An 18,035-nucleotide genomic window follows, 5' to 3' on the forward strand; every position below is an offset into this window, starting at 1 on the left:
CACCGGTCATGAAAAAAACCGCCTTTCGCAGCTGCGATCGGCGGGTTTTTTAATGGCAGTGGGGTCTCAGACCACGGTCAGTTGATGGTTGGCGAGCAAGGTGGCGAGGTCGGTGTGCACGTTCTGCAAAGTGACCAGGGTGGCGCTGCTGTAGGTGCTGGCGCTGCCATCGCGGTCGATGCTGATCACGGTATTGGCCCCGCTCTGGGTCACTTGCAGGTAGTTGCCGATATTGCCGGCACCGGCGCCCAGGGTGGCGACCCCGCCCTGGTAGCTGGCGCTGCCATCGCCGCTGTAGCCCACCAGCAAGGCATGCACGTCCAGGCGCTGGGTGCCGGCGGTGCCCTCCCAGGTGCCGACCTTGAAGCCGTTGACGATGTCACTGCCATTGCCCCCGGTGTTATTGGCCGAGGCCCCGGCCAGCACGTTGTACAGCAGGGTGTCGTGGCCGCCGTGGGTCAGGTTGAAGGTGTCGTTGCCCCCTCGGCCCTCGAAGGTGTTGTCGCTGCCGCTGTCGGTGAAGGTGTCGTTGCCCGAGCCCCCGGCCAGGCCTTCGATGTTCTTGAAGGTGGCGCTGTTGAAGCCGGTGTTCTGCGCAGCCGTGTTGCTCAGGTCGACGGTCAGCGCGGTGCTGCCCGCCAGTTTGTAGTCGACGATGTCGGTGCCGCCGGTACTGCTCCAGACTGGGGTGCCGGCGATGGTTTCCCAGCCGCCCGAGCCGCTGTAGGTATTGGTCCCGGCCCCGGCGAAAAAGGTGTCGTCGTAGCCGGTGCCGATAAAGGTGCCGGTGGTGCTGTCGGCCGTGGCATCGGCGGTCAGTACATAGGCGTGGCTGGCCGCGCCGGGGGTCAGGCCGGTCCAGGTGCTGTTGACCGTAGCCCCCACAGGCCCCACCCCGGAGACCCCGGTGATGCTGCCTTCGGCGCCGTCGATGCCGGTGATCGCCGCCTTGACCAGCACCGCGGTGTAGGTCATGGCCGGGTTCAGGCCATAGAAGTCAACGATGCCGCGGTCGTCGGTGGTGCCGTAGCCGTATTGGCCATTGAGGACCCGGGTTTCCACCAGGGTACCGCTGCTGTCGTAGAGGTTGACGGTCTGCGAGACGTAGGTGTTGTGGCCTGCCGGGTCTTCGATCTTCAGGTGCAGGCTGGTGCCCGTGGCGATGGTGTTGGCGTTGACCACCAGCACGTCCTGGCCATTGGCGTTGATCAGCAGGTCCTGGGAGCCGTCGTAGTTGAAGTCGGCGGCCACCGCACCGGTGATCGAGGTCGCCGTGGGCACGCTGCTCACGGTCATCAAGGTGCGGCTGAAGGTCGGCGCGGCACCGAGGGTGGCCGTGGTGTTCTGCCAGTATTCGTAGTTGGTCTGCAGGGTCAGGGTGGTGCTGTCGGTGACGTTGTCCTGGAACTCGAACACATCGAGTTTGCCGTCGCCATTCCAGTCGGTGTTGAGGCTGACGCCGCCGGTCAGGGTACTGCTGGCCAAGGTCGTGGCCAGGGTGAAGTTGCCCGCGCCGTCACTGGTGTAGACGCTGCTGGCGGTACCGGCGGTATTGGTCTGCCCCAGGAACAGGTCGAGTTTGCCGTCACCGTTGAAATCGGCGACGTTCATGCTCTGGGTTCCGACCGGGTAGCTGTAGTCGGCCGCGGCATTGACATGGTAGAGCACGTTCGCCAGGGTTTTCAGGGTCCCGGCTCCCGTACTGGCGGCCAGCGCCGACACCAGACCGGTGCTGCTGGTCAGCAGCACCGTAAGGTTGTTCACCGTACCGCCGAAACCGCCCCAGAACTGCCCGAGCAGGTCGACCCGACCGTCGCCATTGAGGTCGAACGCCCCGATGTCCTCGTTGATATTGCCGTTGCTGGAGTTCCCGGTCAGCGGGTCGTTGTTGTCGCCCAGGTTGTAGCTGGTAAAGGTGCTGTTCTTGTTGTTGAGCGCGTAGACCCCGGAGTTGTCGGTGAATTTGTCGCCACTGACCAGGTCGATGTAGCCGTCGTTGTTCAAGTCGATCCCGACCTGGGCGCCCCAGAAGATCAACGACCCCTCGCTGTAGTTGAGCGGCGTGTAGCTGGCGCCGTTGCCGTTGTTGATGAAGTCATTGTTGCCATGGGTGGTATCGGACTGTTCGGTCATCACCGACAGGTTGCCGCTGCGGTTGATATCCAGCAGTTGCACGCTGCTGACCTTGCCCAATTGCCCGGTGCCGGCGCCTTCGGAGTACAGCAGGGTGCCCCTGAAGTTGTTGACGTTGCTGCCATTGGTGCTGAGCTGGGTGTAGATGCTGGTGGCATTGAAGTAGTCGAACAGGCCGTCGTTATTGACGTCGCCCACGGCCATGCCCATGGCACTGATACTCGAGGTTTCGCCCGCGACCGTGGTGGTGCCGGTGGGCGCCGACAACACCGTCAGTTCATTGCTGCTGCGGTCCTGGACCGCCACCGAGCCGTCGCTGTTGAACAGGGCCGCGACCACTTCGTAATTGCCGCTGGTCAGCGCATTGGCATTGGGCACCTGGACATACCAGGTGTTATTAGCCGGGTCGACCACCACCGCGCCCGTGGCCGAGCTGTAGGTGACACCGTTGATCATCACTTCCATATGCCCGCCGCTGGGCAGCGCAGTGGGGATGGTGCCACTGACGATCGGCGTGCTGTCGAGAACGCTCAGGGTGTTGACCCCCACCGCCACACCGACGCTTGAGGACGCCAGGAGCAACTGGTCGTTGCCCAGCAAGGTGGCCAGGTCGGTGACCACGCCACTGAGGGTCAACAACGTATGGCTGGCGGTGAAGGTGCCGCTGCCGGTCAGGTCGACCGCGATATAGCTGTTGGTCCCGTCGTTGCTCACGCTGAGGTAGTTGTTCAGCGCCAGGGACGCGGTATCGAGCACGAACTTGCCGCTGATGGCGTCTTTGTAGACATAGGCGGTGCCGGTGTAGCCGGACAGCAGGCTCGTGAGGTCGATCACATCGGCCGTTGCAGTACTGACCAGGTTGCCGACCACAAAGCCGTTGGCGGTGTCGCTGCCATTGCCGCCGGTAGGGTCGGAGCCGTTGAGCAGGTTGTAGACCAGCGTGACGTGCCCGCCCGTGCTGCCCAGGTTGAACACATCGTTGCCACCGCGGCCCTCGAACAGGTTATTGACCAGGGCTGTGGTGCTGGCGGTCAGGGTGTCATTGCCGGACGTGCCGCGAATACCTTCGATGCCGGCCAAGGTCGCGATATTGAAACCGGTGCTTTGCGCGGTGAGGGTATTGAGGTTGACGGTGATGCCGGTGCTGCCGGCCAGCTTGAAGTCGACCACGTCCTCGCCGCCCGTGGCACTCCACACCGCAGTGCCGTAGCGCGCACTGCTCCAGCCGCCGGAGCCGTTGTAGGTGTCGGTGCCGGCCGTGGCAAAAAAGGTGTCGTTGTAGCCGGTGCCGACAAAGTTGCCATTGGCGTTGCTGCTGCCGGCTTCGGCCGAGAGCACGTAGGCATTGGTGGCCGCGCCGGTGGTCAAGCCGGTCCAACTGGCGTTGACGTTCTCGATGGTGTTGCCGCCTTCAGTCGCCAGCCCACCGACATCGGAGGACGAGCCGCTGATGTTGCGCAACATCACCAGGGTGTAGGTCTGGCTGGCGATCAGGCCGTAGAAGTTGACGATCGACGAGCTGTCGTTGGTGTTGCTGCCCGACTGCGGGTTGAGCATTTGCGTGCTCACCAGCTTGCCGGTGGAGTCGTACAACTGCACGGTGTTGCCGTAGTAACTGGTGAGGCCGTTGGCATCGAGGATGCGCAGGTGCAGGCTGGTGCCGGTCTGCACCACGTTGTTGTTCTGTATCCAGCGGGCGCTGACGTTGCCGGTGCTGAAGTAGATCAGGTCCACCGAGCCGTCCCAGTTGTAGTCGACCGCAGCCGCACCGGTGACGTTGGCGATGGCGGTGGCCAAGGCACTGGTGGCAAAGGCCGTACCGTTGCCATTGTTGGTATAGAGGTTGATCGACGACGAGGCCGCGCCGATGTTGGGCAACTCGATCACGTCCATGGCGCCGTCGTGGTTCCAGTCCACCGCCAGCGAGGCGCCGCCATTGAGGTTATCGCCAAAGGCCAGCGGGGCGAGGTTCAGGCTGCCGGCCTGATTGTTGAAATACAGGCGGCTTTCGTTGGCGGTCGCCGTGGTGCCGTCCGAGCCGATGATGCCCGAGTTGAGGTACAGGTCCATGTAGCCGTCGCCATTGAAGTCGGCCCAGGTCATGGAAATGCCCTGGCTGTTCTCCACCGGGTTGGCGAACACCCCGGGCAAGACTGCGGTGACGCTGAGGCTGCCGGTCCCACTGTTGCTCAGCACCGCCAGGGTGTTGTTGCTGGCATAGGCGGGGTTGTTCTGGTGGAACACCAGGTCGACCGTGCCGTTGTTGTTGATGTCGACCCCGGACAGCTGCACGAAGGGCTGCCCGGTGGTGGACGACGCGCCGCCCGTGGCCGGGCTCTGCACGAAGTTGCTGTCCTTGATCAGCACCCCCAGATTGTTGACCAGCAGTTGCGAGTCGATACCGCCCGCTAGCGAAGCGTCGCCCGGGACAGCAGCGTCGCCATAAGCCAGGTCGATATAGCCGTTGCCGGTCTTGTCGTAGGCCACCACCGAACCGTGCCCGACGTAGACGTTGGCGACGGCACCGCTGAACTGGAACGCGGTGTAGGTGCTGCCGTTGAAGAACCAGGATTGCTGGCCGTCGGTGTAGTTCAAGTCGACGCCCAGTACGTCCATGAAACCGTCGCGGTTGTAATCGACAAAGGTCACGTTGTTGACCGAGGTGGCCGTGGTGCCGGTGGACATGTTGGTGGCGGTGTAGCTGGTCAGGCTGGTGGCGTTGTACACCGACAGGTTGCTGTAGAACTGCCACAGGCCGTTGGCGCCCAGGGTGTAGGCGGTGCCTTTGTTCTCAGTATCGCCGGCGGTGTTGGCGCCGCCCCAGGTGGTGTTGGCCAGAGGCGCATGGTCGTTGGCGCTGACCACATCCACTTCCGTGCTGGCGCTCAGGCGCGAGCGGTTGCCGGCGGCGTCCACCTGCATCAGGGCCAGGTGGTAAGCACCGATGGCCATGCCACTGGTGCTCAGGCTCCAGCTGCCGTCGGCGGCGACCGTGGCACTGCCCAGGACGCTGTCGATGCCTTCGGAGTAGACCCCGTCGTTGTTCACGTCATTGACCAGCACCACCGTATCGCCCGCGCTGCCGATATGGCTTTGCGCACTGGTGAAGGTCATGGCGGTGTTGGTGGTCACATGGTCACCCAGCACCCCACTGTCGTAGGCACTGGCCAACTGCGGTGCCAGTAGGCTTTGCACGGGCGCGACGGTGTCTACCGTGACCAGTTGCGAGGCGGTGACGCTGCCGATATTGCCGGCCACGTTGAACGTGCGCAGCTGGTAAGTGACCGCGCTGCTGTGGCTGATCGGGTCGAGGTAACTCCAGATGTGGGTGCCGGTATTGAACGTGGTGTTGTTCCAGGTGCTGCCGCCGTCGCTGCTGATTTGCAGCAAGTCGCTGCCCAACAGTGTGCCGGCGTAGGTGCCAGACACCGTGAGCGAGGTATCGCGGGTGGCCAGGTCACTGTTGGTGCCGGTATTGGTGGTGCTGCCAGTACCGACCACCAGCGCCGAATTGGTGTCGGTACTGACGCTGACCAGCGCCAACGCGGTGACCGCCGGGCCCGTGGTGGAAATGACCACCGCCTGGGTCCCGGGGGCGCTGGCGTTACCTGCGGCGTCCACCACCCGCGCCTCAAAGGTGTAGCTGCCGGCCGCCAGGGTATTGCCGGTGTTGTCCAACTGATAGGTGGTGCCGCTGACCAGGGTTGCGTTCTGCCAGGTGGAACCGCCATTGAGCGAAACCTGCACCGACTCGCCGCTGCCCAGGGTGCCGCTGAGGGTGGCGTTGACCAGCAGGGTCTGATCGTTGGTGATGTAGTCGCTGGCACTGGTGCCGGCGTCCTGGCTGATCCCGCTGATGGTCGCGGTGGCGGTCGGCGCAACACTGTCGATCACCAGGCTCTGAGTCGTCAGGGTGCCGATATTGCCCGCGGCGTCGAGCACCCGTGCCTGCACGCTGTAGGTGCCGTCGGCCATGCTGCTGGCGCTGTTGTTGTAGGTCCAGGTGCTGCCGGTGGTACTGGCCGTCAGCCAGGTGCTGCCGCCGTTGAGACTGATCTGCACACTCTCGTTGACACCCAGGACCGCGCCCAGGGTCCCGCTGAACACCAGGTTGTGGCTGGCGGTAATGAAGTCGCTGCTGCTGGCGCCGCTGTCAGGGCTGACGGAGGTGATCAGGATGCTCTGGGCGGGCGCGGCGGTGTCGATCAGCAGCGTCTGGTTGGCGGCCACGCCGGTGTTGCCGGCGATGTCGCTCACCCGCACCTTGATGTTGTAGTTGCCATCCGGCAAGGCGGTACCGGTGTAGTTGTAGCTCCAGGTGGTGCCGGCAACGCTGGCCACCAGGTAGGTGTTCCCCCCGTCAATGCTGAACTGCACCGTCTCGCCCGCCCCCAGCGGCGCGCTGAGGGTGCCTTGGAACAGCAGGGTGTTGTCAGCGGTGATGTAGTCACTGCTACTGCTACCGGTGTCGCTGGTAATCGCCCCGATCGTGACGGTGGCCGTGGGCGCAACGGTGTCGACGATGACCGTCTGGCTGGCGCTGTTGCCCAGGTTGCCGGCGCTGTCGATGACCTGCGCGATCACGTTGTAGCTGCCGCTGGCCAGAGCGTTGGCCGTGTTGTCGTAGCTCCAGGTGGTGCCGGTGACCACCGCGGCTTGCCAGGTGCTGCCGCCATTGAGGCTGACGCGCACACTTTCACCACTGCCCAGGGCCGAACTCAGGCTGCCGCTGAACACCAGGGTGTTGTCGTTGGTGTTGAAGTCGCTGCTGCTGGTGCCGGTGTCCTGGTTGATGCTGGCGACGGTGATGCTCTCGGTCGGCGCGGTGCTGTCCACCACCAGGATCTGGTTGGCGGTGGCGCCCTGGTTGCCGGCGCCGTCCACCACCCGCGCCTTGAGGTTGTAGACCCCGTCGGCCAGCACGCTGGCGGTGTTGTCATAACTCCAGGTGGTGCCGCTCACCGTGGTGTTAAGCCAGGTCGTGCCACCGTCCAGGCTGATCTGGGCAAAATCGCCCGCGGCCAAGGTGGTGCCCAGGGTGCCGCTGAGCACCAGGGTGTTGTCGCTGGTAATGAAGTCGCCGCTGGTGCCGGTGTCGGTGCTGACGGCGCCGAGGGTGATGGTTTCAGTGCCCACCGGCGCGGTGGTGTCCACCACCAGGGCGAAGCTGCTCGACGTGGTGCCCTTGTTACCGGCGCTGTCGGTAATCGCTGCGGTGTAGGTATAGGCCCCTTCGGCCAGGGTGCCGATCTGATAGGACCAGGTGCCGCCGCTGACGCTGGCGGTGCCGATCAGGGTGGCGCCTTGGTAGATCTGCACCTGGTCGCCGGCCTGCAGACCGCTGACGGTGCCATTGAGCTGCGGCGTGGTGTCGTTGGTGCTGGTGCCGCTGCCGAAGTTGCCGACCTGTTGCAGCACGTTATCGGTGTAGTGACTGATGGCGACGCTGTTGCCCGTGGTCGGCGCGCTGGTGTCGATCACCACCGCCTGGGTATTGACCAGGCCGGCATTGCCGGCGGTGTCCAGCACCCTGGCCTGGAAGGCATAGCTGCCATCGGCCAGCGCGGTCGCCGTGGCGTCATAGCGGTAGGTGCTGCCGCTGACCAGGCTTGCGGTGTGCCAGGTGCTGCCGTTGTCCAGGGAGATTTGCAGCGTCTCGCCACTGCCCAGGCTGCCGCTCAAGGTGGCGTTGACCAGCAGGGTGTTGTCGTTGGTGATGAAGTCGGCGCCGCTGCTGCCGCTGTCGTTGGTGATCGCCGTCACCGTGGCCGTCGCGCTCGGCGCAAGGGTATCGACTTGCAGCGCATGGCTGACCGCAGTCCCGGTGTTACCGGCGCTGTCGATGATGCGCGCCTGCACGGTGTAACTGCCATCGGCAATGACGCTGGCCGTGTTGTCGTAGCTCCATGTGGTGCCGCTGACCGTGGCGCTGGACCAGGTCGTGCCGCCATCCAGGCTGACTTGTACGCCCTCGCCGCTGGCCAGGGTGCTCCCCAGGGTGCCGCTGAAGCTCAGGCGGTTGGCCGAGGTAATGAAGTCGCTGCTGCTGGCGCCGGTATCCGGGCTGACAGCGCTCAGGGTAATGCTCTCGGCAGGCGCCGTGCTGTCGATCACCACCCCTTGGTTGCTGGCCGTGCCAGGGTTGCCCGCGGCGTCCACCACCCGCGCCTTGAAGGTGTAGCTGCCGTCGGCCAGGCTGACGCCGGTGTTGTCGTACTGGTAGGTACTGCCGCTGAGCAGGCTGGCGGTCTGCCAGGTCGCGCCGTTGTCGGTGGATATCTGCAACTGATCGCCGCTGCCCAGGGTCCCGGAGAGGTTGGCGTTGATCAGCAGCGTGTGGTCGCTGGTGGTGTAGTCGCTGGCACTGGTACCGGTGTCGGTGGTGATCGCACTGATGGTGGCGGTGGCCGTTGGCGCCACGGTGTCGATCACCACCGTCTGGCTGCCAACCGCACCGGCATTGCCGGCGGCATCGACCACCCGCGTCTGGAAGGTGTAGCTGCCATCGGCGAGGGGGGTACCCGTGGCGTCGTAGCGATAGACACTGCCGCCCAGCAGGCTCGCGTTATGCCAGGTAGCGCCGCTATCAATGGAAATCTGCAGCGTATCGCCACTGGCCAGGGAGCCACTCAAGGTGGCGTTGACCAGCAGCGTGTTGTCGTTGGTGATGAAGTCTGCGGCGCTGGAGCCGCTGTCGTTGGTGATGGCGCTGATGCTGCTGGTGGCCACGGGCGCGACGCTGTCGATCACCAGGCTCTGGCTGGCGATCTGGCCGATATTGCCGGCAATGTCCACGACCCGGGCCTGCACGGCATAGGTGCCGTCCAGCATGGTGTTGCCGCTGTTGTCATAACTCCAGGTGGTGCCGCTGACGCTGGCGCTGACCCAGGTCGTGCCGCCGTCCAGGCTCAGTTGCACGCCCTCGCCCGCCGCCAGGGCGGTGCCCAGGGTGCCGCTGAACACCAGGGTATGGTCGCTGGTGATGAAGTCGCTGGCGCTGCTGCCGGTGTCGCTGTTGACGGCGGTGATGGCGATGGTTTCGCTGGCGGCCGGGGCAACGGTATCGATGCGCACGATTTCAGTGGTGGTCTGCACCACGTTGCCGAAGGTGTCGATGATCCTGGCCTGCACGCTATAGCTGCCATCGGCCAAGGTTTGCGCGGTGTTGTCGTAGCTCCAGGTCGTACCCGAGTGAACCCCGGTGTGCCAGGTGCTGCCGCCGTCCAGGCTGACCTCTACGCGCTCGTTGGCCGCCAGCGGCGAACCCAGGTCGCCGGCGAAGATCAGGGTCGGGTCATTGGTGACAAAGTCCTCAGCGCTCAAGCCGCTGTCGTTGGTGATGCTCAGGATCTCGATCAGGTTGCCGGTGGGCGCAGTGCTGTCGATGACCACGTTCTGATGGGCCACGCTGCCGACGTTGCCAGCCGTATCAATGACACGCGCCTGCACGCTGTAGGTGCCATCAGCCAGCACATTGGCGGTGTTGTCGTAGTTCCAGCCGGCACCGCTGACCACGGTGGTGTTCCAGGTCAGGCCACCGTCGAGGCTGATCTGCACGCTCTCGCCGGCGGGCAGGTTGGTGCTGAGGGTGCCGAAGAAAATCAGCGTGTTGTCGTTGGTCTGGAAGTCGCTGCCGCTGACCCCGGTGTCCTGGGAGATCGAGTCGATGCTGACCACCGTCGTCGGCGCAGTGGTGTCGACCACCAGGTTGTGGTTGCTGCTCTGGCCGATGTTGCCGGCGGCGTCCACCACCCGGGCCTGCAGGGTGTAGCTGCCATCGGCCAAAGTCTGCGCGGTGTTGTCGTAGCTCCAGGTGCTGCCACTGACACTGGCGGTGTGCCAGGTAACCCCGCCATCCAGGCTCACCTGCACACCTTCACCGCTGGCCAGCGTCGTGCCCAGGGTGCCGCTGATCAGCAGCGTGTTATCGCTGGTGACAAAGTCACTGGTGCTGCTACCGGTGTCGCTGTTGATCGCGGTAATGACCACGGTTTCGCTGGCGCTCGGCGCCGTGGTATCGAGCGTCAGGCTGAAGTTGCTGGAACTGGTGCCCAGGTTGCCGGCGCTGTCGACAATCACCGCGTGATACGTGACGGTGCCCTCGCTGAGGCCGCTCAGTGGGTAGGTCCAGGTGCCGCCGCTGACGCTGGCGGTGCCCATCAGGGTGGCGCCCTGGTAGACCTGCACGCTGTCGCCGCTGTTCAAGCCGCTGACCGTGCCGTTGAGCAACGGAGCGACGTCGTTGGTGCTTCTGCCGGAACCGAAACTGCCGACCTGCGGCGCCACGTCATCGGTGTAGCTGGTGATGCTAACACTGTTGCCGGTCAGGGGGGCGACGGTATCGACCACCACCGTCTGGCTGGCCAGGTTGCCAATATTGCCGGCCTGGTCAATCACCCGCGCCTGCACGCTGTAGCTGCCATTGGCCAGTACGTTAGCCGTGTTGTCGTAGCTCCAGGTGCTGCCGCTGGTGCTGGCCGCCAGCCAGGTGCTACCGCCATCGAGGCTGATCTGCACCGACTCACCACTGGCCAACGCTGCGCCCAAGGTCCCGCTGATGACCAGGGTCGAGTCATTGGTGATGAAATCGCTGGCACTGCTGCCCGTGTCCTGGTTGATCGCACCGATGCTGATACTGGCCGTCGGCGCGCTGGTGTCGATCACCACATCCTGGGTGGCGATCGTGCCTTTGTTGCCGGCGGCATCCACCACCCAGGCCTGGGCATGGTAGGTGCCATCAGCCTGGGTGGTGCCGGTCAGGTCGAGCGTCCAGGTGTTGCCAACCACAGTGGCGGTGAGCGGGTTGAGCCCGCCATTGAGTGCCACCTGCACCGTTTCGCCAGCGCCCAGCGGCGCACTCAGGGTGCCGCTGACCAGCAGGGTGTTGTCGTTGGTGATGAAGTCGCTGGCACTGGCCCCGCTGTCGCTGCTGATGCTGCCGATCACCACTGCCTGGGTCGGCGCGCTGGTGTCCACGGTCAGGCTGAAGGCCGGCGACTGGGTGCCGACGTTACCCGCCGCGTCGCTGATGGACGCGTGATAGCTGTAGCTGCCCTGGGTCAGGGTGGGCAGCGCATAGGTCCAACTGCCGCCGGTGATGGTGGCATTGCCCAGCAGCGTGACGCCTTGATAGATCTGCACGCTGTCGCCGCTGTTCAAGCCGCTGACCGTGCCGTTGAGCTGCGGCGCGACGTCGTTGGTGCTGCTGCCATTACCGAAATTGCCGACCTGAGGCGCCACATCGTCGGTGTAGCTGGTGATGCTCACACTGTTGCCGGTCAGGGGCGCGGCGGTATCGACCACCACCGTCTGGCTGGACATCGAACTGCTGTTGCCGGCGCTGTCGGTGACCCGCGCGGCAAACGGGTAGCTGCCATCGGCCAGTACCTGGCTGCTGTTATCCAGGGCGTAGGTGCTGCCGCTCACCAGGCTCGCGGTCTGCCAGGTGGTGCCGCCATCCAGGCTGATCTGGACCTGCTCATTGCTCGCCAGGGTGCCACTGAGGTTGACGCTGACCACCAGGGTGTTGTCGGCAGTGATGAAGTCGCTGGCACTGCTCCCGGTATCGCTGTTGATGGAAATGATGCTGGCCGTGGCGCTGGGTGCCAGGCTGTCGATCTGCACCAGCTGGCTGGCGCTTTGGCCGATGTTGCCGGCGCTGTCGACCACTTGCACCTGCACGTTGTAGCTACCATCGGCCAGGCTTTGCGAAGTGTTGTCGTAATTCCAGCTGGTGCCGCTGACGGTCGCGCTGTTCCAGCTGAGGCCGCCGTCCAGGCTGATCCGCACCCCCTCTCCCGCCGTCAACGGTGCCCCCAAGCCGCCGCTGAACAACAAGGTGTGGTCGTTGGTGATGAAGTCGCTGCCGTTGTCGCCGCTGTCGCGGGTAATCGTCAGAATCGAAAGGGTTTCACTGGCCGCTGGCGCAGTGGTGTCGACCACCAGGGTCTGGCTGGTGATTTGCCCGATATTGCCCGCCGTGTCGATCACCTGGACCTGCACGCTGTACGTGCCATCGGCCAGGGTGTTGGCGCTGTTGTCATAACTCCAGGTGGTGCCGCTGACGGTGGCGGTAACCCAGGTCACGCCGTTGTCGAGGCTGATCTGCACCGACTCGTTAGTGGCCAGCGGCGCGCCCAGCGTGCCGTTGAACACCAGGGTCGGGTCGTTGGTATTGAAGTCCGTGGCACTGGCGCCGCTGTCCGTCGTGATCGAGGTGATCTGCACGGTTTCACTGGCGCTGGGCGCCGTGCTGTCAATCACCACGGCCTGGCTGGCGGTCTGGCCGACGTTGCCGGCCAGGTCGATCACCCGGACCTGCACCGTGTAGTTACCGTCGGCCAAGGAGCGCGCGGAGTCGTCATAGCTCCAACTGGTGCCGGCGACCTGCGCATCGTGCCACGTGAGGCCGCCATCGCTGCTCAGTTGCACGCCTTCATCATTGGGCAGCGCCACACCCAGGCTGCCGCGATAGAGCAAGGTGTGATCGCTGGTGATGAAGTCGCTGGTGCTGCTGCCGGTGTCCCGGGTGATCGAGTCGATGCTGACCGTCTGCGTCGCCAGCGGCGCGGTGGTGTCGATGATCACGCTCTGGCTGGCGCTTTGCCCTAGGTTGCCGGCGGTGTCGATCACTTGCACCTGCGCGGTGTAGGTGCCGTCGGCCAGGGTGTTCGCCGTGTTGTCGTAAGTCCAGGCAGTGCCGCTGACCGTCGCGGCCTGCCAGGTAGCACCGCCATCCAAACTGATGCGCACGCCCTCGCCCGCTGCCAGGCTGGTGCCCAGGTTGCCGCTGAACACCAGGGTGTTGTCGCTGGTGATGAAGTCGCTGCTGCTGGTGCCGCTGTCGCTGCTGATCGAAGCAATGCTGATGCTTTCACTGGCGAGCGGCGCGCTGGTGTCGACCACTACGCTCTGGCTGGTCGTCTGGCCGATATTGCCGGCCGTGTCGATGACCTGGGCCTGCACGTTGTACGTGCCATCGGCCAGGTTGCTCGCCGTATTGTCATAGCTCCAGGTGCTGCCGCTGACCGTGGCGCCATGCCAGGTGCTGCCACCGTCGAGGCTGATGCGCACACCCTCGCCCGCCGCCAGGGCGGTGCCCAGGGTGCCATGGAACAGCAGGGTGCTGTCGTTGGTGATGAAGTCGCTGCTACTGCTGCCGCTGTCGCTGCTGATCGAAGCAATGCTGATGGTTTCACTGGCAGCCGGCGGCGTGCCGTCGACCACCACCGTCTGGCTGACGCTTTGGCCGATATTGCCGGCCGTGTCGATCACTTGCACCTGCACGTTGTAGGAGCCGTCGGCCAAGGGATTGGCGCTGTTGTCAAAACTCCAGTTGGTGCCGCTGACGGCGACCGTGTTCCAGCTCACACCCCCGTCAAGGCTGATGCGCACCGACTCTCCCGCAGCCAGGGCCGCGCCCAGGCCACCGTTGAATACCAGGCTGCTGTCGCTGGTGATGAAGTCGCTGGCACTGGCGCCGGTGTCCGTGACGATCGAAATGATGGTCACGGTTTCGCTGGAGGCCGGTGGCGTGGTGTCGACCACCAGCGCCTGGCTCGCGCTCTGGCCGATATTGCCCGCCGTATCAACCACCTGCACCTGCACGGTGTAACTGCCATCGGCCAGGGTGCTTGCGCTGTTGTCGTAGCTCCAGGTGGTGCCGCTGACCGCCGCGAAATGCCAGCTGGTGCCACCGTCCAGGCTGATGCGCACGCCTTCATCCACGGCCAGGTTGGTGCCCAGGGTGCCGCTGAATATCAGGCTGTTGTCACCGGTGATGAAGTCGCTGCTACTGCTCCCGGTGTCGTTGGTGATCGAGGCAATGGCGATGGTTTCACTGGCCGCCGGGGCGCTGCTGTCAATCACCAGCGCCTGGCTGGCGGTCTGGCCGACGTTGCCGGCGCTGTCGACCACCCGCAGTTGAATCGTATAGGTGCCATCAGCCAGCGGCTGGCCGATACCGTCATAGCTCCAACTGGAGCCGGAGAGTGTCGCGTCATTCCAGGTGACGCCACCGTCGACGCTCAGTTGCACGCCTTCGCCACTGGGCAGCACGCTGGAGAGATTGCCGAAGTAGAACAGGCCATGACTGCTGGTGATGTAGTCGCTGGCGCTGGTCCCGGTGTCGAGAAAGATGCCGGCGATACTGACCGTCTCACTGGCCGCTGGCGCCTGGGTGTCGATGACCACGCTCTGGCTGGCGCTCTGGCCGATATTACCGGCCGCGTCGATGACCTGGACCTGCACTGCGTAAGTGCCATCGACCAAGGTGTTCGCTGTGTTGTCGTAGCTCCAGGTGGTGCCGCTGACCGTCGCGACCTGCCAAGTGGTCCCGCCGTCCAGGCTGATGCGTACCCCTTCGTTCACCGCCAGGGCGCTGCCCAGAATGCCGGTGAACACCAGGGTGCTATCGCTGGTAATGAAGTCGCTGCTGCTGGCGCCGCTGTCACTGGTAATCGAAGCGATGCTGATGGTTTCGCTGGCCGCCGGAGCGCTGCTGTCGATGACCACACTCTGGCTGGCGCTCTGGCCAATGTTGCCCGACGTGTCGATCACCTGGACCTGCACACTGTAGGCGCCGTCTGCCATGACACTGGCGCTGTTGTCGTAAGCCCAGGCCGTGCCGCTGACCGTGGCAACGTGCCAGGTAGCCCCGCCGTCCAGGCTGATACGCACGCCCTCGCCTGCTGCCAGGGCAGTGCCCAGGGTGCCGTTAAACACCAGGGTGTTGTCGCCGGTAATGAAATCGCTGCTACTGGCGCCGCTGTCGCTGGTGATGGCGTCGAGGCTGATGGTCTCGCTGGCGCTGGGCGTGGAAGTGTCGATCACCACGGCCTGGGTGCCGGCCGGGCTGGTGTTGCCCGCGGCGTTGATGACCCGAGCTTCAAACAGGTAGCTGCCGTCGGCCAGGGGGCTGGCGGTATTGTCGAAGGCATAGGTGCTGCCGCTGACCAGCGCGGCGTCGTGCCAGATGGCGCCGCCGTCCACCGATATCTGCACCTTGTCCCCCAGGCCGGGGCTGAGTGTGCCAGTCAGGGTCGCGCTGACCACCAGGCTCGAGTCGCTGGTCAGGTAATCGCTGGAGCTGCTGCCGGTGTCCGAAGTCACGGCACTGATGGCGGCAGTCGCCGTCGGCAGCAAGGTGTCGACATAGGGTGTAGTGGTGGACGCGCTGCTATTGCCGGCGGCATCGGTGGCGATGGCGCTCAGGCTGCCGCTGATCTGCGGTGTGCCCGAGGTGGTGGTGTAATGCCCGGTCCCATCCACCAGCGCGGTGCTGGTGCTGCCGTCGGGGTAAGTGATGGTCACCGAACTGCCAGCTTCCGCCGTGCCAGAAACGCTCAAGGTGCCGTCAGGATTGGCGCTGACGCTCTGGCTCGGCGCCAGGGGGGGCGCAGTGTCGGTGTAGCCGGAGGTGGTGAAGGCACTGGTATTGCCTGTGGCGTCGGTGGCACTGACCGACACATTGCCGCTGGTTTGCGGCGTGCCCGAGGTGGCGCTGTAGTGGCCCGTGGCATCGACCAGTGCCGTGCCCGAGGTGCCATCGGGGTAGGTGACGTTGACGGTACTGCCAGGTTCCGCTGTACCGCTGACTGTCAGCGTACCGTCGGGGTTGCTGGAGACACTGTCGACCGGTGCTTGGGGCGCGGTGGTATCGACATAGCTGCTGGCATCCACTGCACTGGTATTACCCGCGGCATCGGTCGCGGTGACGCTTACCGTGCCGCTGGTCTGCACGGTACTGGAGCTGGTGCTGTAGTGCCCCGAGGCATCGACCAGCGCCGTGCCCGAGGTGCCATCGGGGAAGGTGACGTTTATCGTGCTGCCCGGTTCGGCGCTGCCGGCCACCGTGAGCGTACCGTCCGGGTGGGGGGTGACGGTCTGGCTGGGCGCTTGCGGCGCCGTGGTATCGGTATAAGCGCGGGTGGTCGCCGAGCTGGTATTGCCCGCCACATCGGTGGCGCTGACCGACACAGTGCCGCTGCTTTGCGCCGTGCTCGAGGTGGCGCTGTAGTGCCCGGTGGCATCCACCAGCGCTGTACCCGAAGTGCCATCGGGGTAGGTGATGCTGAGCGTGCTGCCAGGTTCCGCCGTACCGCTGACTGTCAGCGTGCCGTCCGGGTTGCTGGAGACACCCTCGCTCGGTGCCTGTGGCGCGGTGGTATCGGTATAGGTACTGACAGCGGCCGCGCTGGTATTACCGGCGGCGTCGGTCGCGGTGACGCCCACCGTGCCGCTGGTCTGCACGGTACTGGAGCCGGTGCTGTAGTGCCCCGTGGCATCGGCAACCACGGTGCTTGAACTGCCATCGGTATAGGTCACCGTCACCGTGCTGCCCGGCTCGGCAGTGCCAGCAACCGTCAGCGTGCCATCAGGGTTGGTGGTGAGGGTCTGGCTTGGCAGTTGCGGAGCGTGGGTATCGGTATAGGAACTGGTGCTCGGCGCACTGGCATTGCCCGCCGCATCCGTCGCGATAACACTCACGCTGCCGCTGCCCTGTACCGTGCTGGAACTGGTGCTGTAATGCCCCGACGCATCGGCGACCACGCTGCTTGAGCTGCCATCGGGGTAGGTCACCGTCACCGTGCTGCCCGGTTCTGCCGTGCCCGTGACCGTCAGCGTGCCATCGGGGTTGGCGCTGACGGTTTGAGTGGGGGGTTGCGGCGCCGAGGTATCGACATAACCGGTGGTCGCCGAAGCGCTGCCATGGCCACTGCTGTCCGTGCTCTGCGCACTGACCGAACCCGACGGCTGATTGGGCCCGGAGGTCACGCTGAAGTGGCCATCACTGCCCACCAGCACGCTACTGGTGCTGCCATCCGGGTAGGTCACCCGTACCGTGCTGCCGGCCGGCGCCGTACCGGCCACGGTCAACCCGCCATCGGCATTGCCTTCCACGCTGAACACAGGCGCCGCAAGGGGCTCCGGGCCCTGCGCTGCCGGGTGTTTGTTGCTGCTGGAGTTACGCCCCGCGAGTGCAGTTGCACCGGCACCGGCCAATGCCAGCCCCCCCACAATCCAGGCCAGGGTCGACAGATCGAAATGGGCGTAGACCAATAACGGATCAATCGAGTCGATGGGCACAAACCGCGCGCTCACCAGGCCATCGTCGACCGACTCCATCTGCAACAACTGTTTGCCGTCCTGCAGCACCAGTTGGTTTTGCTGGGGCCCCTGGGCCGGGAAAAACCCGTGAACCTTGATCACTGCGCCGGACGCCAGGGTCAAGGTCAGGCTGTCGCCTTCACGCACCACCTGTTGCAGCTCGCTGCGTTTGCCGGTCAGGCGGACAACCGACGGTCCGTGCAACGACACTTCCTGTCCGACTACCGAGAGCTGTTTTTGAGTGGCTTTATCGATAATGGAAATTGACATGTCCACTGGGTCTACCTCATTGCAATAAGGGCGTTACAGCATTTGAAGTTGAGGTAACCGTAGCAACCGCGGCTGCACTATCACGACGCACGTGACAATTGTTCACAAACAGGAAGGCAGCATGAAAGTTTGGCAACTTCAACAACATCCGCCCTTTTATACAAAAAACCATAAGTTAAAATTATCGAGCAATAACAAATTAAAATAGACACACCTCAGCGCGACACGCCTTCTTAAAAACGCCAGAAACATAAAATAAATAAATAAAATTCAACTACTTACAAAAACAAATCTAACCAATAAAGCTCCGCAAGATCAATTGTCAACAATTGACACACAACCCCATGCACGCTCAAACGAGGTGCTAGCCTCGGTCCGGGACATAAACCCACCGCTCACTTGCGAATCACGCTGAATAGGCCGCTTATCCAGGACACAAACACCGTAGATATCCGGACAACCTATTGAAAGTTATCTATTGCGTGCAGTGCCGCATCGATTACCTCCTTATTAACCGACACTCG

The 18,035-nt window shown here is 64.1% G+C and carries 1 protein-coding gene; it reads right to left on the bottom strand.

Going from position 1 to position 18,035, the window contains the following annotated elements; translation table 11 throughout:
* Window positions 1-66 precede the first annotated feature (66 nt).
* A complete protein-coding gene (locus CF161_RS32890) occupies window positions 67-17,511 on the bottom strand; it encodes an Ig-like domain-containing protein (RefSeq protein WP_020298768.1) in 17,445 nt (5,814 codons plus the stop codon).
* Between the last annotated feature and the right edge of the window lie 524 nt (window positions 17,512-18,035).

The sequence above is a fragment of the Pseudomonas sp. CF161 genome (assembly GCF_000416215.1).
GTDB lineage: Bacteria > Pseudomonadota > Gammaproteobacteria > Pseudomonadales > Pseudomonadaceae > Aquipseudomonas.

Excerpts from the sequence above, each read along its gene's own strand:
- CF161_RS32890 (WP_020298768.1), bottom strand. The coding sequence starts at position 17,511 with ATGTCAATTTCCATTATCGATAAAGCCACTCAAAAACAGCTCTCGGTA.